Origin of the sequence: Vaccinium witches'-broom phytoplasma str. VAC, from assembly GCF_000309405.1 — a bacterium.
In the GTDB taxonomy this organism is placed as follows: domain Bacteria; phylum Bacillota_I; class Bacilli_A; order Acholeplasmatales; family Acholeplasmataceae; genus Phytoplasma.
Genome location: NZ_AKIN01000214.1, coordinates 1 through 612, shown reverse-complemented (window position 1 = coordinate 612; position 612 = coordinate 1). Strand labels below are relative to the sequence as shown.

The following is a 612-nucleotide window of genomic DNA, read 5'->3' as shown; positions in this document are numbered from 1 at the left end:
TGGTTAAATGTTGATAAAATTGAACCACTATTCCTTGTTTTAATTGGTGAATACTTAGTTTGACAGTTAAAAGATAGAATTGAATGACATAATAAATGGTTATAACTGGAATAAATAAAATTAGAATGATAATGAAAAAGATGAGATTAATAGGTAAAGATTGAAAGATTTTTTTAATTAACATAAGTAAATAGTTCCTTTCTTTTAAAATAAAAAAACTCTCTATAAGAGAGAGTCTTTGTTTTGTAATATAATTTTTTTATTCTTTTAAATTTTTTAAACATTAAAATATTTTTTTATACAATGAATCAAAAATACCCATATAAGTATTTGTTTTTTGATTTAGTTCTTGTTGTAATTTGTTTATATTATTTTGTTGATTTAAAAATTTTTCTTTTTCTTTTTGTAATTCCATATATTTTAAGTTTAATTGTTGTTTTAATTTTTCATTTTCTAAATTAATATTTTGATTTTTTTTGTTAATTTCTTCTAAATTGTTTATATAATTTTCTAGATCTAGAATAATTTTTTTTGTATTAAGATAAATATTTGTTTGGTTATCTATTTCTTTTTCTAATTGTAATTTTATTTTTTTAAATAAATTTAATTCAA

General features: G+C 16.8%; 1 protein-coding gene and 1 pseudogene. Both read right to left on the bottom strand.

Annotation, left to right across the window (positions count from 1 at the left end):
- The coding region (locus tag RI68_RS02985) for a hypothetical protein (protein ID WP_026071961.1) at positions 1-184 on the bottom strand (184 nt) is incomplete at its 3' end.
- Between the two features lie 99 nt (positions 185-283).
- Positions 284-612, bottom strand: a pseudogene (locus tag RI68_RS02980) (SVM family protein); the annotation flags it as partial.